Source organism: Bradyrhizobium sp. F1.4.3 (assembly GCF_040548375.1).
GTDB lineage: Bacteria > Pseudomonadota > Alphaproteobacteria > Rhizobiales > Xanthobacteraceae > Bradyrhizobium.
The window spans coordinates 275,381-299,922 of sequence record NZ_JBEPRN010000004.1 but is presented as its reverse complement, the minus strand read 5'-3'; the positions used below and the strand labels follow the sequence as shown (position 1 = coordinate 299,922).

Annotated in this window: 21 protein-coding genes and 1 tRNA gene; 15 read left to right on the top strand and 7 right to left on the bottom strand. The window is 61.3% G+C overall.

Going from position 1 to position 24,542, the window contains the following annotated elements; all coding sequences use genetic code 11:
• Nucleotides 1-80: 80 nt before the first annotated feature.
• From ABIB73_RS15570 to ABIB73_RS15555, 4 genes are all read right to left on the bottom strand, one after another.
• Nucleotides 81-332 carry an exodeoxyribonuclease VII small subunit gene (locus ABIB73_RS15570; protein ID WP_354225220.1) on the bottom strand — a complete coding sequence of 84 codons (252 nt, stop codon included), beginning with the start codon at nt 330-332 and terminating at the stop codon, nt 81-83.
• A 168-nt stretch (nt 333-500) separates the two neighbouring features.
• Nucleotides 501-1,430 carry a histone deacetylase family protein gene (locus tag ABIB73_RS15565; RefSeq protein ID WP_354225219.1) on the bottom strand — a complete coding sequence of 310 codons (930 nt, stop codon included), beginning with the start codon at nt 1,428-1,430 and terminating at the stop codon, nt 501-503.
• A 135-nt stretch (nt 1,431-1,565) separates the two neighbouring features.
• Nucleotides 1,566-3,227, bottom strand: coding sequence for a bifunctional metallophosphatase/5'-nucleotidase (locus ABIB73_RS15560; RefSeq protein WP_354225218.1), 1,662 nt, complete (start codon nt 3,225-3,227; stop codon nt 1,566-1,568).
• Between the two features lie 220 nt (nt 3,228-3,447).
• Nucleotides 3,448-4,206 carry an enoyl-CoA hydratase-related protein gene (locus ABIB73_RS15555; protein WP_354225217.1) on the bottom strand — a complete coding sequence of 253 codons (759 nt, stop codon included), beginning with the start codon at nt 4,204-4,206 and terminating at the stop codon, nt 3,448-3,450.
• A gap of 290 nt (nt 4,207-4,496) precedes the next feature.
• On the opposite strand from ABIB73_RS15555, the gene ABIB73_RS15550 reads away from it, so the two are divergent.
• The gene (locus ABIB73_RS15550; protein ID WP_354225216.1) at nt 4,497-5,738 is read left to right on the top strand and encodes an MFS transporter; all 1,242 of its coding nucleotides are present in this window, start codon (nt 4,497-4,499) and stop codon (nt 5,736-5,738) included.
• A gap of 78 nt (nt 5,739-5,816) precedes the next feature.
• Here ABIB73_RS15550 and ABIB73_RS15545 read toward each other — a convergent pair whose 3' ends face one another.
• Nucleotides 5,817-7,595, bottom strand: a complete 1,779-nt coding sequence (locus ABIB73_RS15545; RefSeq protein WP_354225215.1) for an acyl-CoA dehydrogenase family protein — start codon at nt 7,593-7,595, stop codon at nt 5,817-5,819.
• 266 nt (nt 7,596-7,861) lie between these two features.
• Here ABIB73_RS15545 and ABIB73_RS15540 point away from each other — a divergent pair.
• Nucleotides 7,862-7,936: transfer RNA gene (locus ABIB73_RS15540), tRNA-Gln, on the top strand.
• Between the two features lie 345 nt (nt 7,937-8,281).
• On the opposite strand, the gene ABIB73_RS15535 is transcribed toward ABIB73_RS15540, so the two are convergent.
• Nucleotides 8,282-9,304, bottom strand: a complete 1,023-nt coding sequence (locus tag ABIB73_RS15535) for an AraC family transcriptional regulator (protein WP_354225214.1) — start codon at nt 9,302-9,304, stop codon at nt 8,282-8,284.
• Nucleotides 9,305-9,589: 285 nt separating this feature from the next.
• Here ABIB73_RS15535 and ABIB73_RS15530 point away from each other — a divergent pair, with 285 nt between their 5' ends.
• The 9 genes from ABIB73_RS15530 (at nt 9,590) to ABIB73_RS15490 (ending at nt 17,705) form a co-directional block, all read left to right on the top strand.
• A complete protein-coding gene (locus ABIB73_RS15530) occupies nt 9,590-10,084 on the top strand; it encodes a helix-turn-helix domain-containing protein (RefSeq protein WP_354225213.1) in 495 nt (164 codons plus the stop codon).
• Between the two features lie 43 nt (nt 10,085-10,127).
• Nucleotides 10,128-11,237: an HlyD family secretion protein gene (locus ABIB73_RS15525; RefSeq protein WP_354225212.1), complete on the top strand. Its 1,110-nt coding sequence runs from the start codon at nt 10,128-10,130 to the stop codon at nt 11,235-11,237.
• Nucleotides 11,238-11,664: 427 nt separating this feature from the next.
• Nucleotides 11,665-12,330 carry a hypothetical protein gene (locus tag ABIB73_RS15520; protein WP_502918431.1) on the top strand — a complete coding sequence of 222 codons (666 nt, stop codon included), beginning with the start codon at nt 11,665-11,667 and terminating at the stop codon, nt 12,328-12,330.
• A 113-nt stretch (nt 12,331-12,443) separates the two neighbouring features.
• Entirely contained in the window at nt 12,444-13,886 is a 1,443-nt protein-coding gene (locus ABIB73_RS15515; RefSeq protein ID WP_354225211.1) for a DUF1254 domain-containing protein, read from the top strand.
• A gap of 239 nt (nt 13,887-14,125) precedes the next feature.
• The gene (locus ABIB73_RS15510; RefSeq protein WP_354225210.1) at nt 14,126-15,091 is read left to right on the top strand and encodes a helix-turn-helix domain-containing protein; all 966 of its coding nucleotides are present in this window, start codon (nt 14,126-14,128) and stop codon (nt 15,089-15,091) included.
• 165 nt (nt 15,092-15,256) lie between these two features.
• Nucleotides 15,257-16,000: an outer membrane protein gene (locus ABIB73_RS15505; RefSeq protein ID WP_354225209.1), complete on the top strand. Its 744-nt coding sequence runs from the start codon at nt 15,257-15,259 to the stop codon at nt 15,998-16,000.
• An 81-nt stretch (nt 16,001-16,081) separates the two neighbouring features.
• A complete protein-coding gene (locus tag ABIB73_RS15500) occupies nt 16,082-16,789 on the top strand; it encodes an outer membrane protein (RefSeq protein ID WP_354225208.1) in 708 nt (235 codons plus the stop codon).
• A 27-nt stretch (nt 16,790-16,816) separates the two neighbouring features.
• Entirely contained in the window at nt 16,817-17,293 is a 477-nt protein-coding gene (locus ABIB73_RS15495) for a DUF992 domain-containing protein (RefSeq protein ID WP_354225207.1), read from the top strand.
• A 55-nt stretch (nt 17,294-17,348) separates the two neighbouring features.
• The gene (locus tag ABIB73_RS15490) at nt 17,349-17,705 is read left to right on the top strand and encodes an HdeA/HdeB family chaperone (RefSeq protein WP_354225206.1); all 357 of its coding nucleotides are present in this window, start codon (nt 17,349-17,351) and stop codon (nt 17,703-17,705) included.
• Between the two features lie 196 nt (nt 17,706-17,901).
• Here the strand turns inward: ABIB73_RS15490 and ABIB73_RS15485 are convergent, their stop codons facing one another.
• The gene (locus ABIB73_RS15485) at nt 17,902-19,164 is read right to left on the bottom strand and encodes an ROK family protein (RefSeq protein WP_354225205.1); all 1,263 of its coding nucleotides are present in this window, start codon (nt 19,162-19,164) and stop codon (nt 17,902-17,904) included.
• A gap of 266 nt (nt 19,165-19,430) precedes the next feature.
• On the opposite strand from ABIB73_RS15485, the gene ABIB73_RS15480 reads away from it, so the two are divergent.
• The 4 genes from ABIB73_RS15480 to ABIB73_RS15465 all read left to right on the top strand — a co-directional run bounded on the left by ABIB73_RS15480 (nt 19,431) and on the right by ABIB73_RS15465 (nt 24,515).
• Nucleotides 19,431-20,384, top strand: coding sequence for a sugar-binding protein (locus ABIB73_RS15480; RefSeq protein WP_502918434.1), 954 nt, complete (start codon nt 19,431-19,433; stop codon nt 20,382-20,384).
• Nucleotides 20,385-20,445: 61 nt separating this feature from the next.
• A complete protein-coding gene (locus tag ABIB73_RS15475; RefSeq protein ID WP_354225203.1) occupies nt 20,446-21,972 on the top strand; it encodes a sugar ABC transporter ATP-binding protein in 1,527 nt (508 codons plus the stop codon).
• Nucleotides 21,969-23,030, top strand: a complete 1,062-nt coding sequence (locus tag ABIB73_RS15470; RefSeq protein ID WP_354225202.1) for an ABC transporter permease — start codon at nt 21,969-21,971, stop codon at nt 23,028-23,030. The genes ABIB73_RS15475 and ABIB73_RS15470 overlap by 4 nt, the downstream gene beginning before the upstream one ends.
• Before the next feature lie 135 nt (nt 23,031-23,165).
• Nucleotides 23,166-24,515 carry a carbohydrate porin gene (locus ABIB73_RS15465; protein WP_354225201.1) on the top strand — a complete coding sequence of 450 codons (1,350 nt, stop codon included), beginning with the start codon at nt 23,166-23,168 and terminating at the stop codon, nt 24,513-24,515.
• Nucleotides 24,516-24,542: the final 27 nt, after the last annotated feature.

Sequence of the window (24,542 nt, the reverse complement as noted above, 5' to 3'; positions counted from 1 at the left end):
CGCGAGCGGAACCAGAGCGTCCTACCATCATGAAATAATTGCAGGCGGCCACTGCACGAACTGGAGTGCTAAATGTGCCTTTACTGCATGTCGAGCGGCGCGGTTCCGGTGGCCTGGCCGCTGGCATCTGTGGTGATCTTGTCGACGCGCGCCTCGGCCTGCCGCAACAGTTCTTCGCAGCGGCGCTTCAGGGCCTCGCCGCGCTCATAGATCGTGACGGATTCCTCGAGCGGCACCTTGCCGTCCTCGAGCCGCTTCACGATCGTTTCGAGCTCCTCGATAGCGCGTTCGAAGGTGAGCCTGGAGACGTCGACTTGGGTGTTTTCGGCCATATCCGTTTCCGATTGCCCGATTCGCTTCGCTTGCAGAAAAAGCAGAGTTTTGCGGGCGTAATGTGGCGGGTGCTAGAGCATGATCCGGAAAAGTGTGCAGCGGTTTTCCGATAGGATCATGCTCAAACGATAACCTAAAGCGCGATTGCGATTTATCCCAATCGCGCTTTAGGCGCCCATCAGGGCGCCGACATGCGCCGTAACAGATTCTTTCAGTCCTTGCAGATCATAGCCGCCCTCGAGCACCGAAACAATTCGGCCCTCGGCGGTCTTGTCGGCGAGCTCCATCAGCTTGCGCGTGACCCAGGTGTAGTCCTCCGCGCGCAAATTCAGCGAGGCCAGCGGATCGCGGTAATGCGCGTCGAAGCCCGCCGATATAATGAGGAGCTCGGGACTGAATTCCGTCAACCGCGGCAGGATCAGGTTCTCGAACGCGATGCGGAACTCGGGGCCGCCGTCTTCCGAGGCGAGCGGCGCGTTGACGATGGTGTCATGATCGCCGCGTTCGCCGCGTGCGCCGGTGCCCGGAAACAGCGGCATCTGGTGGGTCGAGCAGTACATCACGGTCGGATCCGACCAGAAGATGTCCTGCGTGCCGTTGCCGTGGTGCACGTCGAAATCGACGATGGCCGCACGTGTGATGCCGTATTTGCGCTGCGCGTGGCGCGCGGCGATCGCGACGTTGTCGAAGAAGCAGAAGCCCATCGGCTTGCCGATCTCGGCGTGATGGCCGGGTGGGCGCACCGCGACGAAGGCGTTGCGGTGCTCGCCCGCCATCACGGCTTCGGTCGCTGCGACCGCGCCGCCGACGCCGCGCATCACCGCTTCCCACGTGCCCGGCGACATCGAGGTGTCGCCGTCGACATAGACCTGGCCGCTGGTGGGGGCGATGTGGCGCAGCTCGGTGACGTAATCCTCGTTGTGGCAGAGCGTGACCAGATCGAGATCGCCCTCCGGTGCCTGGTCGCGCACCAGGTACTGGAAACGCTCATGCGACAGCGCTTCCTCCACCGCGCGCAGGCGGTCCGGTCGCTCGGGATGTCCCGGCGGCGTGACGTGGTCGAGGCAGGCCTTGTGGGAGAGAAGAAGCGTGCTCATCAGGTCGGCCTCACTGGGAACGGGCTCTCGACGTCGCTTGGCGCATCCGGCGCCAAAACGCAATGCAAAACCCAATCTATGCATTTGGGCGGGAATGGCAAAGGGTGGTCCCGGGCCAGTCCGTTTTGCGTCAGATCAATTCACGCGCAGGATGCGGGTCGGCGGCAGCGGGCCGATCGGCCCGTGCGCCTTGAAGAAGGCAAACAGCGCATCAGCGTCGTAGCCGCCATATTGCGGCGATGCGCCCTGTTTCGCGACCGTAAAGCCGTCGCCGCCGACAGCGAGGTAGTCGTTGAGGGTCACGCGGTAGCCTGTGGCCGGTTCGATCGGCTGGCCGTTGAGCGTCATTTTCTCAGTCATGATGCGCTCGCCGTATGGCTTCGTCGCATCCCACGTGTAGCTGAATCCGTTGGAGACCTGGAGGATGCGCGGCCGCTTCGGATCGAGCCATTGCTGCTCCAGCATGTCCTTGAGCTGGCTGCCTGTGAGCGTCATGGTGACAAGGCGGTTGCGGAACGGCTGGCTCGCGAACAACTCGCCGTAGGACACTGCGCCATTCTCCTTCGGAACGATGTCGGTGCGGATGCCGCCGGGATTGGTGAGCGCGATGACAGCGCTGCCATCCTTGGCGTCCTTTGTGACTGCAAGCTGCGCGTCCGCGATGATGTCGCCGAGCGCGCTTTCGCCGGCCTCGTTCGGTACGCGCGACAATGTCTGCGTCACCGATCCGGCCGGGCGGTTGGCGATGGGCGCCGAAAGCTTGTCATAGGCGTCGATCAGCGCGGTCTGCTCGGGATCCTTGGCGAGCGATGCGTTTGCAACGATGACGTTCTCGGCCTTGGCGCTGACGATGTCGCGTGTTGCCGGATCGAGCTGGAGGTCGATCGCGGTGACCAGCGTGCCGTATTTGTCGCCGCTGGTGACGAGCCGTCCGTCGATTTGGCAAATATAGGCACGATGAGTGTGGCCGCTGACGACGACGTCGACGGCGCGGTCGAATTTCTTGACGATGTCGACGATCGGCCCAGAGATGCCCGGGCATTCATTGTAGTCGCCGACGGGCTCGCCGCCTTCGTGGATCAGCACGACGATCGCTTCCACGCCGCGCGCCTTCAGCCGCGGCACCAGCGCGTTCACTGTCTCGGCCTCGTCGCGGAATTCGAGGCCGGCAATGCCGGCTGGCGAGACAATGCCGGCCGTGCCCTTCAGGGTCAGCCCGATGAAGGCGACGGGAATGCCGTCGAACTCCTTGATCTCGTAGGGCGGCAGTACGCTCTTGCCGGTCGCGGTCTCGATGGTGGATGCCGCGAGATAGTGGAACTTGGCGCCAGTGAAAGGATGCGGGCCCTGGCAGCCGTCGACCGGATGGCAGCCACCGTTCTGCATCCTGAGCAACTCCGCCTTGCCCTCGTCGAACTCGTGATTGCCGACCGAGGTGATCGCAAGCCCCATCATCGAGAGCGACTCGATCGACGGCTCGTCGTGAAACATCGCCGACAAAAACGGGCTCGCGCCGATCAGATCGCCGGCGGCGACGAAGATCGTGTTCTTGTGTCCGTCCCGCAGCTGTCTGACCAGCGTCGCCATGTACTCGGCGCCGCCGGCTGCCACCATCACCTTCCTGGCCTTGTCCTCGGGATCATTGATGCGGATGCCGCCCGGCGGCGGGCGCAGATTGCCGTGGAAATCGTTGATCGCGAGAATGCGCAGCTCGACGGGTGCGGCCGTTTGGGCCGCAGCGGGCAGGGCGGCGGCGAGCGTGAGAGTAAAGCTGGCGAGGCGGAGAAGATGTCCCATGGAACAAGATTAGTCGCTCCGCGCGAAGATTTCACGAAGCATTGTCGTGAACGTGCGGCCGTTCTTTCCTTCTCCCCTTGTGGGAGAAGGTGGCGCGAAGCGCCGGATGAGGGGTTCTATCCGCGAGGATACGTGTGAGTGTGAGGAAAGATACCCCTCACCCGTCTCGCCGCTACGCGGCGAGCCACCCTCTCCCACAAGGGGGGAGGGGAAGAGCAGATCACCGCTTCTTCCTGTTCGCGAACGCGTTGAACGCGGCTATCGCCTCGTCCGATTTCAGCCGCTCGCCGAACAGATGGCCTTCCTGGTCGATGCGGCGGGTGAGCTCTTCCGGTGTGGCGCGCAGCAATCTGCGCGAGGTTGCGACCGCCTCGGCAGGCAGGCGGCAGATCTCGCGCGCCACCTTGCGCGCCTCGACCTCGGTGTGTCCCGGTGAGACCACGGTGTTGACGAAGCCGGCGGCATGGGCCTCTGCGGCGGTGAAGGCCCGTCCCATCACCAGCATCGCAAAGGCGCGCTGGTAGCCCATGGTGCGCGGCATCAGCAGGCTGGCGGCCCCGACCGGTACGAGCCCGAGATTGATGTAGGGCGCCGAGAAGGTCGCGGCGTTGGAGGCGAGCACATAGTCGCAATGGAACAGCATCACAGTGCCCATGCCGATGGACGCGCCGTCTACGGCTGCGATGATCGGCTTGACGTTGAGCGCCAGCGAATAGAGAAACTTGGCGCCGTCTGACAGCGTCTCGGGGCGTGACGCGTCGGCCTTCAGGAAGTCGTCGATATCGTCGCCGGCGGTGAACACGCCGGAGCCGCCGGTGATGATCATGCAGCGGATGTCGGGATTGTTCTGCGCGGTGTCGATCGCACGGCTCATCTCGCGATACATGTCCTGCGTGATCGCGTTCTTCTTGCCCGGACGGCGCAGGGTGATCACGCGCGTGGCGCGCTCCTCCGTCACGATGATGTTGCCGTTCGCCATGAAGGCCCCCTGCGGTCGCCGCGGCGCCTGCCATCGGCGAGTCTTGCAATGCTCAGCCTACATCATCTCGCAGGCGTGCCAATCCTGCGGCTCAACCTTTTCGACGGTGATCCCCGTGCATGACACCCGCCCAACGGTTGCATTCGTCGGGGGAACCATGGCGCGAGGGCCGCTTTGCATTTTCGATGCTGTTGCGCGCCGCAACAAATGGCTACAATGTTTCATTTGAAAAACCGGTGGTTGTGCGGCACGATGGCAAGTCACGTTCCATTTGGTCGATTGCTTGATTGATGATTGCCGCAACAGGCGTTGACGAATCCTCGCTGCATTATCGCGGCTGGCGCGTGGTGCTGGCCTGTTTCCTGATGGCCTTCTTCATGTTCGGCTTCGGCCTCTACGGCCAGGGCGTCTATCTTGCGGAGCTCCAGCGCGCCCATGGCTGGCCGGGTACGCTGGTGTCCGCCGCCAGCACCTTCTCGTTTCTCTTGACCTCCGTCCTCGTCATCTTCACCGACGGTCTGCTCGCCCGCATCGGGCTGCGGTCGCTGATCCTGTGCGGCCTGTCGGCGCTTGGCGCATCGACGGTGCTGCTGGCGCTGATGCAGACGCCATGGCAGCTCTATCTCGCCTATGCACTGATGGCGGTCGGCTGGACCGGAATGGGCACCGTGGTGATCGCAACCGTGCTGAACTCCTGGTTTGAGCGGCGCCGCGGGCTCGCGCTCAGCCTTGCGTTCAACGGCGCCACCTGCGGCGGCATCGTCCTGGTTCCGCTGTTGCTGGCGCTGACCGGGAGCATCGGCTTCCGCTCTGCCATGCTGGCAGCCACCATCGTGATGGTGGTGCTGGTGTTGCCGGTGGTCGTGATCTTCACGGGATGGCCGGCCGAGATGCCGCCGGCATCGGGCAGGCATGCCTCGGGCGACGACACGGCCGCGCCTGCGGATCACTCGCGCAGGGCGCTGCTCGCCAACGCGGCGTTCTGGACCATGGTGCTGCCGATCGCGATTGCGCTACTGGCGCAGATGGGTTTCATCATCCACCAGGTGACGTTCCTCGAGCCGATGATCGGCCGCTATGCTGCGGGCCTTGCCGTCACCATCATGGCGGCGATGGCGGTCGTAGGCCGGCTGTCGCTCGGCCTGTTCGTCGACCGGCTCGATCCGCGGCTCGCCTGCGCGGCGTCGATGACGAGCCAGGCGGCGGCGCTGTTCGTGCTCCTGCAAACCGAGAGTCCGACGGTGCTGCTGATGTGCTGCGCCGTCTACGGCTTCTCGATCGGCAACATGATCACGTTTCCGCCCCTGATCATCCAGCGCGAGATCGGAGCCACCGCATTCGCCGCAGCGATGGGCCTGGGGACCTCGATCAGCGGCATCATCAGCGCGTTCGGTCCCGGCATCGTCGGCGTCGTGCGCAGCCTGACTGGCGACTACACGATGGCGTTTGCGATGTGCGTGGTGCTTGATCTCGTTGCGGCCGGCGTCGTGCTGTGGCGGCCGGGGAAAGCTGCGAAGATCGCAGCTTCGTAGCTTAGGTTTGATTGCGCTCTCGTGCCCCGGATGCAGCAGCGCTACACGTTGCAACGCGTCCGGGACACGTGCAACTACCTACCCCAACAACACCGCATCGGCCGCAGCGACCGACTCCGCGCTCTCCGTCACGGTGCGCTCCAGCGCGCCCGCCTGCACCGTGATGTTCTCGGCGAAGAACCGCGCGAGGGAGACATAGCGCGGCGCATCTGAATTGCCGTCGGCCTTTGCGGCGAGCGCCTCGGACGCCAGCATGCAGCCGCCGAGCGTCGCACCGAACTGCTGGAGGTAAGGCGTGGCGCCAGCGAGCGCCTCGTTCGGCGCCGACGCAACGCGCCCCAACAGCCACTTGCTGCTGCGCGTCAGCGCCTCGATTGCCTCGCGCAGTTTTGTGCCGGTGGTGCCGAAGGCGAGATCGTTGGAGGCTTCGACCTGCTTGATGATGCCGGCGAGCTCGTCGAGCAGCGCCCACACCGACGCGCCGCCGTTGGCCGCGAGCTTGCGCGTCACGAGGTCGATCGCCTGGATGCCGTTGGTGCCCTCGTAGATCGCGGTGATGCGCGCGTCGCGATAATGTTGCGCGGCGCCGGTCTCCTCGATGAAGCCCATGCCGCCATGCACCTGCACGCCGAGATAGGCGACCTCGTTGCCGACATCGGTGGAATAGGCTTTTGCCATCGGCGTCAGCAGTGCCGCGCGCGCGGCCGCGTCAGCCCGGACCTTGGGATCCCTCGCGCGCGTCGAGACGTCGATCGCAACCGCGGTGGCATAGCAGATGGTGCGCGCCGCCGCGGTCTGCGCCCGCATCCGCATCAGCATCCGCTTGACGTCGGGATGCACGAAGATCGCGTCCGAGCCGTCGCCCTTCTTGCCGACGGCGCGGCCCTGCTTGCGCTCTTGCGCATAAGACAACGCCTGCTGGTAGGCGCGATCGGCGACGCCGACACCTTCGAGGCCGACGCCGAGGCGGGCCTGGTTCATCATCGTGAACATGCAGCGCATGCCCTGGTTCTCTTCGCCGATCAGAAATCCGATCGCGCCGCCATGATCGCCCATGGTCATGGTGCAGGTCGGGGATGCATGCATGCCGAGCTTGTGCTCGACGCCGGAGGCAAAAATGTCGTTGCGCGCGCCGAGCGAGGCGTCTTCATTGACCATGAACTTCGGCACCAGGAACAGCGAGATTCCCTTGGTGCCGGCGGGCGCATCAGGCAGGCGCGCCAGCACGAAATGCACGATGTTGTCGGTCATGTCGTGCTCGCCATAGGTGATGAAGATCTTCGTCCCCTTGATGCGATAGGTGCCGTCGGCCTGCCGCTCGGCGCGGGTGCGCAGCGCGCCGACGTCGGAGCCGGCCTGCGCCTCGGTGAGCTGCATCGTGCCGGTCCATTCGCCGGTGACGAGCTTTTCGAGATAGATTTTCCTCAGCTCGTCGCTGCCATGCGCGTCCAGCGTCTCGATCGCGGAGGCCGTCAGCAGCGGACAGAGGCCGAACGCGACATTCGAGGCGCTCCAGATCTCGGTGCACAGCGCGTTGATCGCGGTCGGCAGGCCCTGGCCGCCGAACGCTTCGGGTCCCGACACCGCGTTCCAGCCGCCCTCGGTCCAGCGCTTGTAGGCATCCGGCCAGCCCGGCGCGGTCGTGACCTTGCCGTCGTCGAGCTTGATCCCGTGCTCGTCGCCGACCCGGTTGAGCGGCGCCAGCACGTCGGTTGCGAACTTGCCGGCCTCTTCCAGCACCGCGGCAACGATGTCGGCGTCGAAATCGCCGTAATGGCCGGCTTCCATGGCGGCCTTCAGGCCGGCGCCATGGTTGAGCGACAAGAGCATGTCAGAAATCGGCGCGCGGTAGGTCATGGCTCACTCCCGAGGACAGTCTTGTCCGCCGTATTCCCATGAAACGCCGGAGGTCTCAACTGCCGGGAGGGCCGGTCGCAGCCGGAACGGGCCGGTCGTCGGGCCCATAATGTCGGGCCCATAATAGAGTGTGCCGCGGTCAGCTCCGAGCCTGTGGTATTTTGCCCCGCCAGGCGGTTGAAATGCAGCGCCGCTCCCTATAGACCGGCTGCGACTGGACGGAATCTGCGGTAGCCAGTTCTTCCGCCGTTCCGTTCGTCGCCTGTTGGGGCGTAGCCAAGTGGTAAGGCAGCGGATTTTGATTCCGCCATTCGGAGGTTCGATCCCTCCCGCCCCAGCCAGGCTCAAATTACTGAGTTCGTTATATAAACAGCTCTGTTCCCGGCCAAATTTTTGAGCGCGCTTGGAAACAGGGTTGTTTTTGAATCTCGGTCGAGAGCCGGATTAGGCGGCTTCGCCTGTCATGCTGACCCATATCAACTTGTCTCTCATCTTTCATCCCAACATATACTGTGGAGAGCAGTCGGGGCAGGTCCGTTACGTCCTCTCGCTACTCAAATCGGGAATCGAAATCGCAGCCTGTTTGCAGCGAGTGCTTCTAACCGGTGATGGCATCCCATGGCGGACATATGCTACCGAAAGTTTCCAATGTACGCCAATCGAAAGCCGAGTTTCGCGTTGGAAGCTCATATCACGGGGACCAACGCCTGTTGCAGCTTCCATTTGCCGCGAAACTCTCTCGGCGTAATTCCGGAAAATCGTCGGAAAGCGCGAGTGAAATGCGCAGGGTCGGTGTAGCCCGAAGAAAATGCGACATCGATAATCTTGGAATTCGTGTCGCGCAGAAGCTTAGCGGCGTTTTCAAAGCGGACCCCGTCAAGCAGATCAGAATATGTAACGCCGGCGTTTGAGAGCTTGCGTTGAAGGCTTCGGATGCTGATGCCGGCCATCTCCGCGATTTCCGCGACGGTTGGAATCCTTTCGTCCAAGTAGGACGGCAGCATCAATTTGACCGCTGAGACGATTCCGTGGCCGAACGACGCGACCCCGTCGTCATGTGGAGCCGCCGGAGTCTCCCTTGCGCGATTGGGGAGATCCAGGAATGAAACGGGAATATCGATCCATGAGGAATCCTGACCGGACATGAAGCGGGTATTTGCCCAGAACGACCGAGTCTCAAGGCCCGGTTCAAAGCGGGCTTCGAAGGCCATCGTCTCCGGAACCCAGTCGGGGCCGGAAAATTGCCTCACGATATGCATCGACATAACATTCTGAAGCCATTGCGAATGCTCAAGATGCGGTACCCCGGTCGTGCCCGCGAGCTTGCCGCAAATTCTCACGTGATTGTCGTCGCGCTCCAGCCACATACTCAAGATCGTGTCTTCAAGCGATGCCCATTTGCAAAATTGCTGCAAGGCCATGAACAGCGTCGGCGCGAAGCGGATGCTGGCGCGAAGCTTTTCGCTCAGGTGACAGAATTGCAGCCGGCGAGCAGTTTGAAATCCAATGTCTGTGATGCCTTGCGATCGCTGTGCGGCTTCCGCGAAACGTATCGCTTGCAGCATCGGGATATAATGCTGGGGCTTTTCCTCCAAAGAAGCTGGAAGGCGAAACTTGGTCAGCAACGCCTCCGTTGGAGCACCGATCTCATCACAAATGGCAGCGACAGGAATAATGAATTGGCAACGAGTTAAAGGAAGTATGGTCATTTTTTTCTCGCGCAGAAATTGAGTTCGGCGGTTCTCCACGTTTTCGACGCGAGGCCCGGCTGAGCCGCCGAAGCTTAATCGCTCCCGCTTGGCGTGTATTGCAAAATCGTTGCCCGCTGAATTGGGAAAAGACGGGCTGGCCCGTTGGGAGCCAGCGCGTCGTTCGGCTTTAACTTGGCGGCTTGTGGCAAGACCTCCGACGATTCTTCACCCATGCTCCAGCAAAAGCGATGGCTAGACGAGGCATTTCTCGGCGTTTGAACTTCACCACATGTCTTCGGTCCCATGAAGCCTGGTCACATACCTTCCCGGTACTCGGTGCGGGCGGCGATTGCTGCCTCCCTGTGTCAAGGTGACGCAGCCCTGCAACATACAGCACTCCAGTTGGGGATGAGCTCGCGCTCGTTGCAGCGTTATCTCGCCGGAATGGGCACCAGCTACAGTGACATGGTTGCGGAAGTGCGCCTCGATACTGCGTGCCATCTGCTTCTTGAATCCAACGACCGCATATCGGAGATCGCCTTGCGTCTCGGCTACGCGGGAACGAGCAGCTTCAGCCGTATCTTCATGCGTTTGACAAAAATGCAACCTGTCACCTATCGGCGGCAGCGAACTGTCCAGGGAAATGACAAGTCCCGTCTCGGGAAGGAGCCGCATGTGGGCAATCAGCAGAAACCGTCGCGATTGGCGCGAAATGGCAAGACATCTTCCCTGCCATGCGGGAGTAACGCCGCACCCTACCGACAAGGGAAAAAACAGCGTTCTAACGGCACTGACTGAAGAACGATAGCGTCAGCCTGCCGCCGCTACGACAGGACAAACGATGGTTATCATTCTCGTCAGCTACCTTGTCCTGATCTGGCTGGCATTTTCAAGGTTCAAGCTGATACGCCTGACCTGGTCGTCCGGAATCGTCGCTGCCCTTGCAGGCATTGCCATTCTCGCAGTCTTCATGGCGATGCTGAATTATCTCACTCCCAACGGGCGCGTCGTGGTCGTATCACGCGTTGTGGAAGTGACGCCGAACGTCAGTGGTGAGGTGATCGCAATCCCCGTCAAACCAAACGTGCCGGTCAAGGCCGACGCGGTCTTGTTCGAAATCAACCCGACGCCGTTTCGATACAAGGTTCGTCAGCTTGAAGCCGCACTAATCGCCGCTCAGCATCAGGCCGAGGTGCTGAAGGCGAATTACGATCAGGCCAACGCCAATGTGACCGGTCTTGAAAAGCAGGTCGCTTTTCATGAAAAGAGGCTGAACGATATCGCCGACTTGACAAGAAGCGGAGCCGCCACGTCGTTTCGCGAACAGGACACGCGCGAACAGTTCGACATTACGATGGCCCAGTTGCAGTCCGCAAAGGCTCAACAGCAGAGCGCAAAGGCCTCGTTCGAATCGTCGATCGGCGGTGTCAACACGACCGTGTTGCAGACCCGCGCACAGCTCGATGATGCAAAATGGGAGCTTGCGCAGACGACGGTCAAGGCGCCGTCGGACGGCTACGCCAGCGTCGTGGCGCTCGCGGTTGGTGCCCGCGCCCTGCAGGCGCGTGCGGCGATGTCCTTCATCATAGAGTCGGACGTTTCCATTGTCGGTGTATTTTCGCAGAATGGTTTTCGCACCATCAAGCCCGGCGCGCGGGTAAGGCTCGTTTTCGACAATGACCCGGGACGCATCCACGAGGCCAGGATCACAGAGATTCCGGAGGGCGTCGGGCAGGGTCAGATCGCGGTATCAGGGACGCTCGCTCGTGTCGGATCAATCGGCGGTACGGGCGCGTATCCCGCGGTGATTTCGATTCCAGCGAATGCCGATCGCTCTGTCTTGCGCCTCGGTACGTCTGGCACGGCGACGGTGTTCGCCGAAAATGCGGGACCGATCGGACTCATCGCCCGCATCGTGCTCTGGATCCAATCCTACACGGCTTACCTGTAGTGTTCGGTCTGATAGCCACATGGGAGGGGAGTGGCGTGTCGCCGGCAACCGCAGATGCAGCGTTAGGGCATGGCAGCCGCCCGTCAAACCCGATCAGCCGACATCCGTACTCCTGCGATCCCAAAGCCTGCAACCCGCGTGATCTTATCGAGCGCATGTTTGTCGACTCGACGGTTTCACGGGCTTCGCGATCCGGCAGCAAGAATTAGCAAAGGCCGCAGCCATTGGCGTGAAATGGCAAGACATCCTCCCCGGTTGCCGCGAAATAGCGGGATGAAAACCACTTCCCGGTGCTCGCCGGATGCCAGCAACGATGGTCCGAGTTGGGGCGGAGAGCGTGACACGGTGATCTGGCAGTCGAGGTGCCCTGTTCGAGGGCGCGACATCGGTTCGCCGCCGTGCGAACAGGATACAGAAAGGTGAACCAATGACAATACTGCGTGCCGCTCTTCTCGCCATTGCCGCCGCCGGAATGGCGTGTGCGCCGACGGTCCTTTCCGCTCAATCGGCCGCCGAGCCGAAGCCGCACGTGCCGTTGGAGAAATCCATCGGACAGTCGAAGCCCGAGGTCGTGCCGTCGTTGTTCGTACTTAACTCCAGGGGCGCCAGCCTGAAGGACGGAAAGCTCGTCCTGGCCGGAGTTTCTCCGAATGCCATCGTGTTCGCGGATCGCCCTGTGCGGGCCGCTGGGCATGATTTGACGACGCGGATCGTCGAGGATTGGGGCAACGGCAGCGACAATTTCGCAAAGGATCCGCCGAACGCTACGGTGTCCGGATTCAAGAAGGACGGATCGGCTGTCTTCGACGCGGTGGTTGTGCTGAAGTCGCCGAAGCTCGAAGGTGACAAGCTGACTTTCGATGTCGATGTACTCGAGGGTGATCTGGCGGGTGCAGATGGACCGGCATCGGTCTTCATCGACATCATTGGCCGGCCGCTAACGCCGCTGTCATTTGCCGGTGTCGCCCGCAGAACGGCCTGGCGCGGCGCGTATTATCGTGGCGCTGCTATTGCCGGGGCCGCGGCTGCGGTCGCTTATCCCTATTATTACGCGCCGCGCTGTGGCTACTATCCTTATCCGCCTTGCTACTGAGGGGCCGCGGGAAAGTACGAATGACCTTATCAATCAATAAACTGCAATGGATTTCCTGACATCCGAATGCAGATCGATTCGATAACTCAATCGAACAACAAGGAGTACGGCAAATGTTGACGAAGCGAGATTTACTTCGCTCCACCGCGGCTATCGCCACGCTCGCCGCCACGACGGCGAAGTACACCCCGGCAATTGCACAGAGCAAAGCCGATTGGCCCAGGCTGCTAGAGGCCAAGGACATCGCCGAAGAAGGCTTCATCTACGGCTTACCGCTCGTGATGAATTATGCGGTTATGCAAGAGTATGCCGTGGACAAGAATTCGGGACAGTTCAAAGCGCCGTTCAACGAAATCAAAAATCTGCACCACGTCGCCACGCCAGAGGATACGGCAGTCATCACGCCGAACAGCGACACCCCTTACTCGGTGCTCTGGCTGGATTTGCGCGCTGAACCGATGGTTATCTCGGTGCCGATGATCGAAAGGGACCGCTACTACGCGGTCATGCTCGTCGACGGCAATACCTACAATTATGGCTACATCGGCACGCGCGCCACGGGGACGGAGCCGGGCGACTATCTGGTGGTCGCCCCCGACTGGAAGGGTGAAACGCCCACAGGGATCAAGAAGGTCTTTCGATCGACGACGCCGTTCTCCCTCGCGGTTATCCGCACTCAACTCTTCAACGCCGGCGACATGCCGAACGTCGAGAAAATCCAGGCCGGTTACAAGGCGCAGCCGCTTTCTGGCTTTCTTAAACGTCCGGCCCCGCCCGCCGCGCCGAAGATCGATTTCCTCCCCGCCACCACGGCCGGGATCAAGGATAACTTTTTCCAATATCTCGACGCAGCCCTGCAGTTCGTCCCTGAGACGCCAAGGGACAAGGCGATCCGCGCGAAACTTGCGAAGATTGGCGTCGGTCCCGGCAAGACCTTCGAGTTCAAGGATCTATCGCTCGAACACAAAGCCGAAATCCTGGTGGCCATGAAGCAGGGTGACGACAAGGTCGACAAATGGCTGGTCGGAGGAAACAAAGACATCAACGGCTGGAGCGTCGGCTCGTTCTTTGGCGGCGAGGCCTTCTACAACGGCGATTGGGTGATGCGGGCCGGAGCTGCCAAGGGCGGTATCTATGGCAACGATGCCGTGGAAGCGATGTACCCCTATACCCGAACGGACGCGACTGGTGAGGCGCTCGATGGCAGCAAGCACGAGTACACCATCACCTTCGCACCCGGCCAGTTGCCACCAGTGAATGCGTTCTGGTCCGTGACGATGTACGACGGCAAGAGCCAGCTCCTGGTCAAGAATCCGATCAATCGCTACCTCATCAACTCTCCGATGTTGCCAGCGATGAAAAAAAACGCAGACGGCTCGCTGACGCTGTACATTCAAAACGACAGCCCCGGCGCGGACAAGGAAGCAAACTGGCTTCCGGCGCCGGCTGACAAAATCTATCTCGTGATGCGCCTATACTGGCCGAACCCTACGCCACCTTCGATCCTGCCGGCGGGCCAAGGGACATGGCAGCCGCCCGGCATCAAGCGGGTTTGATAGCACCTGGACCAATCACGCTGCCCCGAAGGTGACTTGAGCGCGCGAACTCGTGCCGGCCGTTTTTGGCGGGCGCGAGTTCGAGCACAACTCACGGGCTAAGGCAGCAATCGGAAACGAAGAACGTAAGCACTGCACATAGCCCGCAGATCCTCGCAGCGAGGATCTGCGCGCGAAGCTTGGTATCAACATGAAGCCGTAGGCGAGGCTGCAGGAAGCCGAATGGGAGGACTTTTCCGTTGGCGGCTGCTAGCGACGTCGCATCACACAGCCTCAGCTTTGACGAATATTCCGACATGGTTGTTGGAGCGACGGGGAATTTCCTGCTGACGGGTCCAAGTCAAGCTCCTTGGTCGGTTGATCATTGCAAATTGGGTTCGATCGTCTTGCAGTTTGGCCTGGAGGGCGGATCCAAGATCTTGCACGGCATTTCGTGCCCGGACGCTTTGAGCTTTATCTTTCAGGATGAGAAAATTGCCGATCGCTTGATTTTTGACGGTCAAATCCTTCAGCCTCACGACTTCGTGGTGCTTCCGCCTGGGAGCGATTTTACGTTCGCGTCGTGCGGCATCCATCGTTGGATGTCGATTTCGATGCCTGTTGGGCTCTTTGAAACATTTGTTATCAGGACCGGCAGAAACCATCTGGCATGGCTCGAGAAAGAAAAGTGCGTCTTTTCGTCCCCGAAACAATTGCTCAAATGTTTGACTGCGACAACCGCGAGCACAGCCGCGCTCGTACGCAAGGAGCAAATGTCGACGCGCCACGGACTTGGTATTGCCTGGTTATTAAACGCATTGATCGCTGCAATTGCGGGTTCGGACAACGAAATGTGTCTCGCAACGGAAAAGTCGCGATTGTCCAGTGACCCCGTGACAAGAGCGTTGGAGCACGCCCATGGTCAGAAATGGGGAGGGCTTCAGGTTGCCGACCTGGCCGTTGCGGCCGACGTAACAAGCCGGACGCTCCTGAGGACGTTCCGGCAGCAGCTGGGCATTGGACCGGCAAACTATCTCAAGCTGCGTCAACTCAACATGGTCCGCCGTGCACTCCGCGGAAAATGTGAGCCGTCAAGTAAAGTCACGAACATCATGAGCGAACACGGCGTTAGTGAATTCGGTCGTTTTGCCTCGGAATACAAAGCCCTTTTTGGAGAGCGACCATCGGAGACGGTGGCGAGGTCGCGGATGCAAAGAGCGCGATGAAGCGATGCGCTTCGGAGAAGCGTCACGCTGCACTGTATCGAATTTGCAACGAGCCAACTTCTTTCGGTTAGTTGTCCGATTTTACATAGCGACCGGGAGTTGACCCAAATATTTTCGGTAAAGGCCCTCAAACTTGCGGCTGATGTGTTTCATAAGGATTTAAGAATGAGAAAGATCGTACTCACAGCCGCTACGTTCGCTGCATTCGCAGCCCCCGCGTTCGCTGCCGACCTGCCACAGCGGACTTACGCCCCGGTCAAGGCCCCCTTGATGGCCGCCGTCTACGACTGGACCGGATTCTACATCGGCGGTAACGGCGGATATGGAACGAGCCGTAATTGCTGGGGTGTCGTACCGGCAGGTGGCGCGGTCATTCCTGACGGCTGCCACAGTCAGTCTGGAGGCGTCCTCGGTGGTCAGGCGGGCTACCGTTGGCAGGCGGGTCAGTTTGTGTTCGGCTTGGAAGGCCAGGGCGACTGGGCAAGCATGCGCAGTTCACACGTGAGCGTTGTTAATCCGCTTCTTACCGATTCCTCCAAGGTCACTGGCTTGGGCCTTTTCACCGGCCAGATTGGCTACGCCTGGAACGCGGCGCTGCTGTATTTGAAAGGCGGCGCGGCGGTGACGAACAATAACCTTCTTCAAGCGACCACGTTTGGAGGCGTTGGCCTAAACTATGCGACCTCAACCCGTTGGGGCGGCGTCATCGGCGTTGGGTTTGAATACGGCTTCACGCCGAACTGGTCGGCCGCCATTGAATACGATCGCTTGATCATGGGTAACGCCAACAACTCCTTCTCGGTGCCGGCAGGCGCTGCTGCTGTGGTCAATCGGATCAGCCAGGATGTGGATCTGGTCACCGTGCGCGTGAACTACAAATTCGGTGGACCGGTCGTTGCGGCATACTGATCTTTGCTAGCGAAGGCCGGCTTAACAGCCGGCCCTTGTTGGCTCTTGGCCATTTGGAGCGAAGTTTTCGTGAGGGATGACATGAAGAAGCTTATCATTGGGGCGGCATTTGCTGCCGTCAGTTCTACCTGCGCCTCTGCGGCGGACCTTGCGGTGCAGGCCTATAAGAGCGTACCCGTGGCGGCCCAAGTCTATAACTGGACGGGCCTTTATGTCGGTGTGAACGGCGGTTACGGCTGGGGCACGCAAGACCCGCTGACGCTCGTCTCTAACAGGTTCGACCGTACCAGCTTCAGTCTCAGTGGCGGGATGTTCGGCGGCACCATGGGGGCCCAAATCCAGCAGGGATATGTGGTGCTCGGCCTCGAGGGTGATCTTGATTGGGCGAATGTGAAGGGCAACGGCATCATAAGTCCGGCTATCGCTGGCATCGGGCAGGGTATTACACTCAATACCGCGTCCAACATCAGCGCCGTTGGAACGGCACGAGCGCGCGTTGGCGTCGCTATGAATAACACGCTGTTCTACGTGACCGGCGGTGCGGCATTTGTGAAATCGAGCGTCAATGGCACGTCAATTGCTGGCGCGCCTTGCGGTACGCTTGGCGTGCTTCCGAATTGCGCGGCCTCCGCCTGGCGCCCCGGCATCGTTGCAGGCGTGGGCATAGAATATGGCTTCACACCTAACTGGTCCTTGAAGGGTGAATATCTTTACACCCAGGTGATCGGCACGGGCGTAAGCACCGACAAGCTCAACACCTTCCGTGGCGGCATCAATTATCGATTTTGAAATAGAAGATGGGGGTAGGGTATTGTTATGAATCCTAAGGCATTGGCTCTTTGTGCAACGCTGGTTGCACTTACCGGTCCTGCTTCGGCCCAGACGCCGACATGGACCCAGACGGGTATGCTCAGCTGTAAGCTCAACCCGAGCATTGGCTTCATTATCGTCGGACACCAGTCGATGGAGTGCCGCTTCGTGCCATCCATGCCCGCTCCCCCACAATTTTACGAAGGCGCCCTCAACACGGTAGGAATTGATATTGGGGTAATCGGTGGCGGCGCCTTGGCGTGGGGCGTTCTGGCGCCTGTCGCCGGCGTTCCTGCCGGCGCTCTGGCTGGCACCTATGTTGGTGCAAGCGGTGATGTAGCGTTGGGTGTTGGTGTCGGGGCAAACGTTCTGGTCGGCGGATCCAACAGGAGCTTCGCGCTGCAACCGGTATCAGTCGAGGGCTCGGTCGCGCTGGATGTCACACTTGGCATGTCAGCGTTGCAACTGCGACCGGCTCCTTGAGCAAAGCGCACCTGTCGCGGAACACCCAAGTCGAACAAGAGATAGAGGATTTAGCATGCGGCATTGTTACCTTCTCGCAGTTGCTGCGGCAATTGCGTGCTCCAGCGCTCTCGCCCAGACGCCGCTTTCGGCCTATGTCGACAGCAACGGCTTCATCGATGTTCAAACGCTGACATGCGCCCAACTCGCGGGTACCTACCAGGAAGACGCGGATGCCCTGACGACCTGGTACAGTGGTTGGTACAACGGTCTGGCCAAGAAGCACTTCCTGGATCTCAGGAAGGGAAAGGTCGTGGAGCATGAGGTGATCGAGTATTGCAAGGCAAATCCAGACAAGCTCATTATCGAGGCCATCTCTGTCGTATTCAAGGATGAACGGGCGAAACTGGGAATTCGGATGAAGGCCGATTGAGACAGGAGCACCATTCGTTGCGCCTAGTGTTCGATGATAGTCTCGTCCCAATCCATCGTCTCAATGTCAAGAGAGCGAAGGAAGCAGTGCATGAGGTCATCCAGCATTCGGAGGTTCGATCCCTCCCGCCCCAGCCAGCCCTTGGACGGCGGCGGCCGCGTTGCCGCGGCTCGAACAAGGCAGTAGCCCCCGGTGTTCACTCGGTCGCTTCCATGTGGTTTCGGTCCACGACCCGCAGCGTCCGCAGCACCATGCCGTCGACAATCGCCGCCGACTCGCTTGGACGCAGATAGATCGCCGTGGACTTGAGCAGCCATGGCAACACCGCTTGCTCAAGCCGCTCCTCATAGGCGTGGCGCATCATGTCAAATGCCTGCAGGCCGGGGCCCGCCAGGATGACATGGTGTGGGCGCAGCACCGATATCGTTGCCGCGACCGCTTCTGCAAGCGCGCGACCTGCCTGCTGGAATAAATGCTCGAGGCGGGGATCGCCGCCCAGTGCTCGCTCGCGCAGCAGGGCCATCTGCGCCTCGGACGGCTGCTGCGAGTCCGCCGGCGGCAGGTCGAGAAAGGTGCGAGCGTCGCGGTAGAGCGCGTAGTCGGCAAGATAGGCTTCGATGCAGCCGCGTTGGCCGCAGCGGCATTGCGGACCGTCCGGCGCCAACTTGACATGGCCGATCTCGCTGCCGGCGCCCCAGCGCGCTTCACCGTCAACAACGACGCCCATCCCGATGCCGTGACCGACCATGATCGTGGCTGAGAGGCCCTGCGCCAGCGCCGGTTCGGCGGCTGTGAGGGCCAGCGCAACTGCGACAGCGTCGTTCGCCATCACGACCTCGACGCCGAACGCCTGACGTGTCGGCGTCGCCAGATCGACGTCGGTGATCGACAGCGCCGGACTCCACAGAGTCCGGCCGGTGTCGGCGTTCACCATGCCCTGGAGTGCAATCCCGATTCCCAGCAGCTGATGGCGCGGCGTCGCCGTCGCTTCGAGCATCGCATTGATCTGCGCGATCATGAGATCGCACAACGCGCCTGCATCGAGAGCGCGCGTCGGGAGTGCAAGTCGCGATTGCGCCAGGCCAGAGCCCCTGAAATCCGCAATCAGCGTCTCAATCAGGTTCATGCGTACGGAGATTGCGATGATGCGCCCAAACTCCGGGTTCAGGGTCAGCAGCACGGCCGGCCGGCCACGGCGACGGCCATTGAGCCCGTCCGCATCCTCTTCGTCGGTATCGTCGGACCAGGAGGTTGCCGCCGTCTCGGTCTCGCACAGCAACTCTTCCGCGATCAGTCTCGACGTCAGACCCGAAATGGCGGGGAAGCTTAGTCCTGTACTCCGGGCGAGTTCCACACGCGGCAACGGCCCCTGACGTCGCAAGACGTCGACGAGGCGGCCCCGGTTCGATCCGCGAGCCATGCTTGAAACACGTCTCGGCGGGTCAACTTGGTCAACCATATTGTCCCTTTAGTTCGAAAGATGAAATTAATAGGCGCCCGTGACGGTGGTGTGATCAAAAAAGCACATCTGGATGCGCTCTTAGCGGGCCATATTTACTCTAACCGTACCATGTGTACTATTTAAGCTTGAAGAAGGCGCAAGTACATCCCGAATCGGACGGTTGTCTCTGCGGCATTTCTTCGCTGTGTAAATAAAATAGAGCGCAAAAGCGCTGTGAAGTCCCTCATGCGGGGGGACCAAGGGAGGTACACGTGAACGGATCAATGAAGAAATTGATGGTGCCGGTGCTCGCGATCGCCGCTGCGCTCTTGATGGCCGCGGGGACGGCGCAGGCCCAGCAGAAAAAGACCATCGCGCTGGTGACCAATGTTGCGGCCGACTTCTGGACCATCGCCGGTCGTGGCCTTGAGAAGGCGCAGAAGGAGCACCCGGACTACAATATCGAGTTGATAGTCACCAACGAAGGAACGGCGGCGGGCCAGCGGCGCGAGCTGGACGACCTGCTGGTGCGCGGCGTCGCCGGCATCTCCATCTCGGTAGACGATGCGGCGCATGCAACCGAAGAACTCAACAAGGTTGCGGCCAAGACCGTGTTGATCACGACGGATAGCGACGCGCCGCAGAGCAATCGTCTCGCCTATATCGGTACCGACAACGTCGCCGCGGGGCGGCAAGCAGGCGAGGAGATCAAGAAGGCGTTGCCGAACGGCGGCAAGATCGCGCTGTTTGTCGGCACGATGGACGCGGACAATGCCCGCGAGCGGGTGCAGGGTATCAAGGAAGCGATCGCCGGCACCAAGGTCGAGCTGGTCGACGTGTTCACCGACCAGGTGGACTTCGCCAAGGCCAAGGCGAACATGGAGAACGTGCTCGTCAAATATCCCGACATTGCGCTGTTGTCCGGCCTTTGGAGCTACGAGACGCCGCTGATCTATGACGCGGTCAAGGCGGCGGGCAAGGCCGGCAAGGTGAAGATCGTCGGCTTCGACGAGGACCAGCGCACGCTGCGGGGCGTTGCCGACGGCACGATCGAGTCGACCGTCGTGCAGCAGCCCTACGAGTTCGGCTATCTCTCCGCCACCAACATCATCAAGACGCTGACCGGCGACAAGTCCTGGATCCCGGCGGGCGGCAAGCTGATCGTACCGACCAAGGTGATCAGCAAGTCCAACGTCGCGGACTTCACCGCAAATCTGAAGGACCTGCTGAAGAAGTGAGTTTCAGCGCCTTTCGGCGCCCGGCTGCCACAGCCGCTGGGCGTCGTGCGGGAGGAAGCGAATGGCGGAAATCCTGTTCGAGCTCGCCGGCATCAGCAAGTCTTATCCCGGGGTCATGGCCCTCGACGATGTCAGCCTGCGCGTGTACCGCGGCGAAGTGCTGGGCCTGATCGGTGAGAACGGCGCCGGCAAATCGACGCTGATGCGCGTGCTGGGCGGCGTGATCGCACCGAGCGAGGGCGTGATCCGCATCGGCGGCAACGACCATGCCCGGATGACGGTGACCGAGGCGACGCAGGCCGGCATCGCCTTCGTGCATCAGGAACTGAACCTGTTCGAGAATCTCGACGTCGCCGCGAACGTCTTCATCGGACGCGAGAAGCTTGTCGGCGGCCCGCTGAAGCTGGTGGACAACGCGGAGATGCGCGCCCGCGTGACGCCGCTGCTGGAGCGGCTGGGCGCCGATTTCACCCCGGACACGCTGGTCGACAATTTGTCCATCGCCGAGCGGCAGATGGTGGAGATCGCCAAGGCGCTCTCGATCGATGCCCGCGTGATCATCATGGACGAGCCGACCTCCAGCCTGACAATTTCGGAGACCGAACGGCTGCTGGAGGTGATTGCCGATCTGCAGCTGCACGGCATCGCGGTGATCTATATCTCTCACCGGCTCGGCGAGATCATGACCTGCGCTGACCGCGTCGTGGTGCTGCGCGACGGACGCACGGTTGGCGAGCTGGCGCGGGACGAGCTGAGCCACGCCGCAATGATCCGGCTGATGATCGGCCGCGACCTGAAGGCGCTGCATACGCCGCCGAAACGGCCGCCGCAGTCGGGCGGCTGCGACATCGTCGGCCTCGTGACATCAGCCTTTCCCGACCGGCAGATTGATCTTTCCGTGCGGCACGGTGAGATCCTCGGCCTGGCGGGACTCGTGGGCGCTGGCCGCACCTCTCTTGCCCGCGCCGCCTTCGGCATTGACCGGCTGCTGGGTGGCGAGATCAGGATCGACAACGCACCGGTCGGCGTCGCATCGCCGCGGGATGCGATCAGGCAAGGCATCTATCTGGTGCCGGAGGACCGCAAGAGATCCGGGCTCGTGCTGGAACTGCCGATCCGGGAGAACGTGACGCTGGCCAACCTGCTGAATTATGCGCGGATGTGGCTGGTCAGCGGCACGGCCGAGCGCAAGGTCGCGAAAGAGCAGGTCAGGCGCCTCTCCATAAAGGCGCCGAGCATCGACATGGACGCCGTGACGCTCTCCGGCGGCAACCAGCAGAAAGTCGTGCTGGGCAAGTGGCTGTCCATGCAGCCGCGGGTGATGTTCTTCGACGAGCCGACCCGTGGCATCGATGTCGGTGCCAAGAGCGAGATCTACGCGCTGATGCGCGAACTCGCCGACCAGGGCGTCGCGATCGTGATGATCTCCTCGGACATGGAGGAGGTCATCGGCGTCTCCGACCGGGTGGCCGTGATGCATGAAGGCAATGTCAGCGGCGTGCTCGAGCGCCCGCAGTTCAGCGAATACAACGTGTTGCGGCTAGCAATGGGCCAGGCGCTGGAAACCGTGGAAGCGCCTAGGCCATGATCAAGAAAGAACTCGGCCTGGGACTGCTGCTGGTGGTGATCTCCGCCATCACGGGCGCGATCAATCCGGCCTTCCTGTCGCTGGTGAACTTGCTGAACATGGCCAATCTGATCGGCCTGTTCGGCGTGTTTGCGCTTGGCGAGGGGCTCGTGATCATCACCGGAGGCATCGACCTTTCGCTCGGCTCGATGTTCGCGCTGCTCGGCGTCGTGTTTATCGACCTTCTGACGACTTATGAGATTCCTTGGCCCTTCGCGCTGCTGGCTGTGCTGCTGGGCGGGCTGGCGCTGGGGGGCATCCAGGGTTTCCTGATCACCCGGCTGAAGATGCAGCCCTTCATCGTGACGCTGTGCGGGTTGCTGATCTATCGCGGCGCGGCCCGCTACTATACGTCCGATTCGACACGCGGTTTCGGCTACGGCGACGAGGCCGGGACACTGGGCAACATCGCCTCCGGCAATGTGGCGGGCGTCCCGAACACCTTCATCCTCCTGATTATCCTTGCGCTGATCCTCGGCGTGCTGCTGCACCGCTCGGTCTACGGGCGCTGGCTTTATGCCGTCGGCAAAAACGAGGAGGCGGCGCGCTTCTCGGGCATCAGCACAAATTTCGTGATCGCAACCGCCTATATCATCAGCGGTGGCCTCGCCGGAGTTTCAACGGTCTTGTTCGTGTTCTACACGAACTCGGTCTCGCCGAGCTCCTTCGGCAATTTCTACGAGCTCTACGCGATCGCGGCTGCCGTCCTGGGCGGGTGCAGCCTGCGCGGCGGCGAGGGCTCTATTCTCGGTATCGTGCTGGGGACAGCGCTGCTCCAGGTGCTGCAGAACCTCGTGAATATCCTGGGCATCCCGAACTCCCTGAACTTCGCGGTGATGGGGACGGTGATTCTGCTCGGCGTGTTGGCGGATCATCAACTGCAGGCCCGCCGGCGGCGCAAGCTGGCACTGGCCGGCCTCGCCCGCACCGCGCCGAGATCGACACTTGTGCAAGGACAGAAGGGCGCATCACCGCGCGGCGCAGATGCGTTGCCGGCGAGAACGGGCGATCAGGCATGACAGATCCAGGCTCCAGTTGCCACAAGGGCGCTTCGTCGGTGGCTTCCGGGGAAGGAGCGCGGTCCAGGCGCGAGGGCTTTGGACAGAGACGTGAGGCAAACAAGCAAGGCCAGAGACGGCGGGAGGACGAGTAAAATGTTGCGCAGGTTTGTGAACACGGCACGAGCGTGCGGTGTGGGGATTGCTTTCTCATCGCTGTTGGGTGGGGGAGTCCATGCAGCCGATTTTTCAACGAAAGCTGCGCCTCTTCCGTATGCGGAGACCGACGATTTCTGGACGAGACCGTATCTGTTTGGCGATCTCGGCAGGACGCAGCTGAAGGAGCGGGGCATCGATCTGGGCCTGACGCTGGGTAACGAATCTGTCGGCAACGTCACGGGTGGAAGCAGGAACACCGCAGCCAACGCTGGTCAGCTGTGGTTTGGCGCGAAGCTCGATATGGGGAAGCTTGCCGGCATCCAGGGCGGCACGGTCGGCCTCACGCTGGTCGACCGCTTCGGCAAAAACCTGAATACGGAAGCGGACATTCCCGCCTTGCAACTGACCAACGAAGTGTTCGGCCGCGGCAATATTCTGCGCCTGACACAGCTCTACTACTCGCAGAAGCTCTTCGATGACCGCCTTGAACTCAAGGGCGGCCGTCTTCCCGTCGGCTCCGACTTCTTCTTCGGTCTGTGCGAGTTCATCAACCTGACCTTCTGCGGCGGCCAGCCCGGCAACATCGTGGGTGGGTACATCTACAACTGGCCGGTGAGCCAGTGGGCCGGTGTCGTCCACTACAAGGTGGCCCCGGAATTCACGGTTTCGGTCGGCGTCTACGACGCCAATCCGAATTATCTGACGACGGACCAAGCGACCACCTACTTCTTGCCGGGCATTCCTTCCTCAACCCCCGCCAGTGGCGTGATGGTGCCGGTGGAGTTGGTCTGGACGCCCAAGGGTCCCTTGAGCGGGACCTGGAGACTTGGCGGCTGGTACGACAGCGCGTCGACCATTGACGGTGGCCTTCCGGGTATCATTTCCACCATTCCGGGCGTCGGTGGCGTGCCGGATCAAAATCTCGGGGATCAAAGAGGTCGCTTCGGCGTTTACGAGTCGATCCTCCAACGGTTGACCGTTGACGGTCCCGGCGCGGTGGGTTGGTACACCTTCCTCAATACGACTGTCGCCGATCACCGGACGTCGTTTCAGGACTACCAGATCGCCCTGGGCTTCAGGCATACCGGAACGTTCGCTTGGCGTCCCATGGACGAAGTCGGCTTCGCCGTGGGCACCACCCACGTGAATTCGGCCGCCCTTAGCCCCAATGCCGACGGCAACGAAGTTCCGATCGAAGTCTGGTACGGATGGCAGGCGACCGGCTGGCTGAACCTCAAGTTCGACGCGCAGTACGTGATCAATCCTGGCGGGCGCGGCTATAACGCCGCGGGCGTGAAGACCGACAATGCCGTGGTGCTTGGTATGCGCACCGAGGTCCACTTCTGATGTGACGCTCACCCGTCTGGCAACATG